This window comes from Pseudomonas sp. HMWF021 (assembly GCF_003061005.1).
Lineage (GTDB): Bacteria > Pseudomonadota > Gammaproteobacteria > Pseudomonadales > Pseudomonadaceae > Aquipseudomonas.
On sequence record NZ_QAIK01000063.1, the window covers coordinates 6,447 to 10,364 of the forward strand.

Annotated in this window: 3 protein-coding genes and 1 pseudogene; 1 reads left to right on the forward strand and 3 read right to left on the reverse strand. The window is 59.1% G+C overall.

Annotated features, from left to right (window positions below; all coding sequences use genetic code 11):
- The 3 genes and pseudogenes from DBR18_RS28955 to DBR18_RS28090 form a co-directional block, all read right to left on the reverse strand.
- Positions 1-163 (reverse strand): annotated as a pseudogene (locus DBR18_RS28955) (aspartate aminotransferase family protein); the annotation flags it as partial.
- 56 nt (positions 164-219) lie between these two features.
- On the reverse strand, positions 220-1,578 hold the full coding sequence (locus tag DBR18_RS09160; protein ID WP_007967993.1) for a glutamine synthetase family protein: 1,359 nt from the start codon (positions 1,576-1,578) through the stop codon (positions 220-222).
- 95 nt (positions 1,579-1,673) lie between these two features.
- Entirely contained in the window at positions 1,674-2,030 is a 357-nt protein-coding gene (locus DBR18_RS28090) for a gamma-glutamyl-gamma-aminobutyrate hydrolase family protein (RefSeq protein WP_146188749.1), read from the reverse strand.
- Between the two features lie 278 nt (positions 2,031-2,308).
- Here DBR18_RS28090 and DBR18_RS09165 point away from each other — a divergent pair, with 278 nt between their 5' ends.
- Positions 2,309-3,685, forward strand: coding sequence for a glutamine synthetase family protein (locus tag DBR18_RS09165; protein ID WP_003229254.1), 1,377 nt, complete (start codon positions 2,309-2,311; stop codon positions 3,683-3,685).
- Positions 3,686-3,918 lie beyond the last annotated feature (233 nt).

The following is a 3,918-nucleotide window of genomic DNA, read 5'->3' on the forward strand; positions in this document are numbered from 1 at the left end:
CGAGGATCTTGTTGCCCTCGCTGTCCCACAGGTACACGCCCTTGGCGTTGGTGATGATCCGTGGACCCTTCTCTTTCAGCTGCTTGAAGTCGCTGAACGGGGCCAGGTGGTGATCGCTGCTCAGGGCTTGCCACTCACGGGTTTGCGGGTTGTTGCTGGTCATGCCAATTCTCCTTGTTATCGGTGAAGGCGCGGCTGCTGCCAGCCGCGCCCGGCGTATCAGACGGCGAAGAGCAGGTACTCACGCTCCCAGGAACTGATCACGCGCTTGAAGTTTTCATGCTCGGCCCGCTTGACCGCGACGTAGCCGGTGATGAAGGTCTTGCCCAGGTATTTCTCGATGGTTGCGCTGTTCTCCATACGCTCCAGCGCATCCTCGATGGTCAGCGGCAGGCGCAGGTTGCGGCGTTCATAGCCACGACCGACCACCGGCGCGCTCGGGTTGAGGCCCTCGACCATGCCGATGTAACCGCAGAGCAGGCTCGCGGCAATCGCCAGGTACGGGTTGGCGTCGGCACCCGGCAGACGGTTTTCCACGCGGCGGTTCTGCGGGCCGGCATCCGGTACGCGCAGGCCCACGGTGCGGTTCTCTTCGCCCCACTCCACGTTCACCGGCGCCGAGGTGTCCGGCAGGAAGCGGCGGAACGAGTTGACGTTCGGCGCGAACAGCGGCAACAGCTCAGGGATCAGTTTCTGCAGGCCACCGATGTGGTGCAGGAACAGCTGGCTCATGGTCCCGTCTTCATTGGAGAACACGTTCTTGCCGGTCTCGATGTCGATGATGCTCTGGTGCAGGTGCATCGCACTGCCCGGCTCGCCGGTCATCGGCTTGGCCATGAAGGTGGCGGCCACATCGTGCTTGAGCGCGGCTTCGCGCATGGTGCGTTTGAACACCAGAATCTGGTCGGCCAGCGACAGCGCGTCACCGTGACGGAAGTTGATTTCCATCTGCGCCGTGCCGTCTTCGTGGATCAGCGTGTCGAGGTCCAGCTCCTGCAGTTCGCACCAGTCGTAGACGTCTTCGAACAGCGGGTCGAATTCGTTCGCCGCTTCGATGGAGAACGACTGACGCCCGATTTCCGGACGGCCCGAACGACCAATCGGCGGCTGCAGCGGATAGTCGGGGTCGTCACTGCGCTTGGTCAGGTAGAACTCCATTTCCGGCGCCACGATCGGCTGCCAGCCCTTGTCGGCATAGAGCTTCAGGACTTTCTTGAGGACGTTGCGCGGCGACAGCTCGATTGGGTTGCCTTGCTTGTCGTAGGTGTCGTGGATCACCTGGGCGGTCGGCTCGATGGCCCATGGCACCAGGTACACGGCGTTCTGGTCGGGGCGGCAGATCATGTCGATGTCGGCCGGATCGAGCAGTTCGTAATAGATGTCGTCTTCGACGTAGTCGCCGGTCACGGTCTGCAACAGAACGCTTTCCGGCAGGCGCATGCCCTTCTCGGCAATGAACTTGTTGGTCGGCGAGATCTTGCCCCGGGTGATACCGGTCAAGTCGCCGATCATGCATTCGACTTCTGTGATCTTGTGGTCTTTCAACCAATCGGTGAGCTGGTCGAGGTTGTTACTCATAAATGCCTCTGGGCTGAGTCTCCTGACATCGTGTCAGGCAAAGTTTGACGCCGTGGCGTCGCGTTAAAGGGGGCTTGCTTGCGCGCAGTGCCGGCTTACGCCTGGCACCGCGCATAGACAATGAAAGAGGAGCTTACCTGCCCTTTACGCTGGCGTTGCATTTCCTGTGCACATTCAATACGTGCAGAATCACGAGCACGGCTGGAGAAGCGGCACAGGTTTTGGGACTCAAAGGGATCTATATTGGAAGGGGACGCCATAAACAGAATGCTTTGTCGTACGTCCAGAATAACGGACGCTGCCGTTCTGGCTGCTGCCGCCTGGAGCATCGTCGACAGGCCGCGAGCCTTGCTGGCTGCGCTACGGACGGATTTGTCGCCACTGATGTGTTGAGCATGCAGACCGGACTGTTGCGAGCAGTCGGTGATGCCGATTAACGGCAGGCGAGACATGAAGCACCCCGGTATTATTGCTGTTATGGGTTTGATCGGAGCTTAGCCTTGTTCATTTTTTTACACAACACCCCCGTAAAAAATACAACACGGCCTGCTCAAGCCCGCGGGTGCCAAGCGTCCCAAGGACAAAAAACCGCCCCAAAGTGCCCCATAAATGCCCTTGCAGCGCTTTTTTAGGGCAAAAAAGGCCTCGCTTGACTTCGGCATGCCGTTCGGGTTGACTGAAACCAGAAAAGATCAATGATTGATATTTTTAACAACAAAGGTGTTGCATCATGTCGGTACCCCCGCGTGCCGTTCAGCTTAACGAAGCGAACGCGTTCCTTAAGGAACATCCTGAGGTTCTGTACGTCGACCTTCTGATTGCGGATATGAATGGTGTGGTGCGCGGCAAGCGCATCGAACGCACCAGCCTCCACAAGGTTTACGAGAAAGGCATCAACCTGCCGGCCTCCCTATTTGCTCTGGATATCAATGGCTCTACGGTGGAAAGCACCGGCCTGGGTCTGGACATCGGCGACGCCGACCGGATCTGCTATCCAATCCCCGACACCCTGTGCAACGAGCCATGGCAGAAGCGCCCCACCGCGCAACTGCTGATGACCATGCACGAACTCGAAGGCGACCCGTTCTTCGCCGATCCGCGCGAAGTGCTCCGTCAAGTTGTTGCAAAGTTTGACGAGCTCGGCTTGACCATCTGCGCAGCCTTCGAGCTGGAGTTCTACCTGATCGACCAGGAAAACGTGAACGGCCGTCCACAGCCGCCACGCTCGCCGATCTCCGGCAAACGTCCGCACTCGACTCAGGTCTACCTGATCGACGACCTCGACGAATACGTCGACTGCCTCCAGGACATTCTGGAAGGTGCCAAAGAGCAAGGCATCCCCGCCGACGCCATCGTCAAGGAAAGTGCCCCGGCGCAGTTCGAAGTGAACCTGCACCACGTCGCCGACCCGATCAAGGCCTGCGACTACGCGGTACTGCTCAAGCGTCTGATCAAGAACATCGCCTACGACCATGAAATGGACACCACCTTCATGGCCAAGCCTTACCCGGGCCAGGCAGGTAACGGTCTGCATGTCCACATCTCGGTGCTCGACAAAGATGGCAAGAACATCTTTGCAAGCGAGGATCCCGAGCAGAACGCCGCGCTGCGTCACGCGATCGGCGGTGTGCTCGAGACCCTGCCGGCGCAGATGGCTTTCCTCTGCCCGAACGTCAACTCGTACCGTCGCTTCGGCGCGCAGTTCTATGTACCGAACTCGCCGTGCTGGGGCCTGGACAACCGCACCGTGGCGATTCGCGTACCGACCGGCTCTGCCGATGCCGTGCGTATCGAACACCGCGTGGCCGGCGCCGACGCCAACCCGTACTTGCTGATGGCTTCGGTCCTGGCCGGCGTGCATCACGGTCTGGTGAACAAGATCGAACCGGGCGCTCCGGTCGAAGGCAACAGCTACGAACAGAACGAACAAAGCCTGCCGAACAACTTGCGCGATGCCCTGCGCGAGCTGGACGACAGCGAGGTGATGGCCAAGTACATCGATCCGAAATACATCGATATCTTCGTCGCCTGCAAGGAAAGCGAGCTGGAGGAGTTCGAACACTCCATCTCCGACCTTGAGTACAACTGGTATCTGCATACCGTTTAAGCGGATTGCAGGAATAAAAAGCGCTGCCGGCCATTTCAGCCCGCAGCGTTTTTTTATGGCAGGAGGCCCCCCCCTGTGCCTGATGTGAAGGGCCGCCTGTGGCGGATCGCTGGCAAGCCAGCTCCCACATATCTTCTTCGAACATAAATTCCGCGTACAAAACATTCCTTGTGGGAGCTGGCTTGCCAGCGATGGCATCCGGGCAGACAACATCGAACCCGGCTCGTACAATG

What these genes read in the sequence shown, in the direction of transcription:
- DBR18_RS09160 (WP_007967993.1), bottom strand. Translation starts at nt 1,578, where the DNA reads ATGAGTAACAACCTCGACCAGCTCACCGATTGGTTGAAAGACCACAAG.
- DBR18_RS28090 (WP_146188749.1), bottom strand. Translation starts at nt 2,030, where the DNA reads ATGTCTCGCCTGCCGTTAATCGGCATCACCGACTGCTCGCAACAGTCC.
- DBR18_RS09165 (WP_003229254.1), top strand. Translation starts at nt 2,309, where the DNA reads ATGTCGGTACCCCCGCGTGCCGTTCAGCTTAACGAAGCGAACGCGTTC.